General features: G+C 69.0%; 2 protein-coding genes. Both read right to left on the minus strand.

The genetic code is table 11. The features are described from left to right. Positions 1-707, minus strand: a 707-nt coding sequence (locus tag ACFWVD_RS28935; protein WP_379248105.1) for a hypothetical protein, incomplete at its 3' end; no start/stop codon positions are given. A 117-nt stretch (positions 708-824) separates the two neighbouring features. Then, on the minus strand, positions 825-1,053 hold a 229-nt coding region (locus ACFWVD_RS28940), incomplete at its 5' end, for a hypothetical protein (RefSeq protein ID WP_379248107.1).

A 1,053-nucleotide genomic window follows, 5' to 3' on the forward strand; every position in this document is an offset into this window, starting at 1 on the left:
GGGCTGTACCGGAACGCCCTCTGGAACTGCTGCAGCGCCTCCTCGGCCCGGCCGAGTTGCTCGTATGCGCCGCCGCGCAGATAGGCGACCTCCCCGAGAAAGCCGGCGTTGTCGCCGAGCGCCAGCGGGAGCGGGTTCAGCACATTGAGCGCCTCGTGGGAGACGCCCTGAGCGATGAGGCCGGCCGCGACACAGAGCTGCGACTCGTCCCGGAGCAAGGAGTCCCGGATCCCCTCGGCAAACGTCAGCAGGAGTGGCCAGTCCTTCTTCAGGACGGCGTACCGCGCGCAGACGAACCGGGTCTCGTCGCAGTCGAGCACGGCGTGGGAGAGCATGTCCCACGCCTGGTCGAGCAGCCCGTCGTCCAGGAGTTTCGCCGCCCGCGCGAGCCACAGGTCGCGGGGCGTCTCCAGGCGAAAGGTGACGTAGGTCCCGATCTGGAACCGGGAGGACAACGGGGTCTGGAGCATCGTGCGCATTTCCCCGAAGGACTGGGCCTGAGCGTGCATGGCCTCGACCGCCTGGCCCTGGAGCTGTCCGGCGGCGTGAAGCCCCAACCAGGCATCGGCGGCGTGCGGATTGTGCTCAACGGCAGCGCGGAAGGAATCTGCCGCAGCGCCCCGGTTGCCCAGCCTCAGCTGCGCGACCCCCTGAAGCCATGCCTGCTCGCACTTCTTCGAACTCCGTGATACGGACGGCCCCTGCACCAAGCTCTCCCCTGCTGTCGTCCGGTGACCTGCTCCAGGCGCACGGAACGTGCGGCTGGTCCTGTCATCAAGTGATACCTGAGAGCTGCCGTTCAATGGCGGGAGCTCTCCCCTCGGTCAGCCCCAGGGGTCGGGGTCGATGAGTCCCGGTGCGGCTTCGTTCAGCAGCTGGTCGAGGGTGCGGGCGAGTCCCTGTTCGTCGTCCACGTGGGCGATCCACCGGACGCGGTCGAGGTCACGGGCCAGGTCGGGGGCGGAGACCAGAGCATCGAGCACCGTGCGCAGCTCGTCCGGAACGGGGTCGTCCACGAGGCAGAGCCAGCCGAGCGCGGCAGCCACCCGGACG

It is taken from the genome of Nocardia sp. NPDC058666 (assembly GCF_042714895.1).
Lineage (GTDB): Bacteria > Actinomycetota > Actinomycetes > Mycobacteriales > Mycobacteriaceae > Nocardia.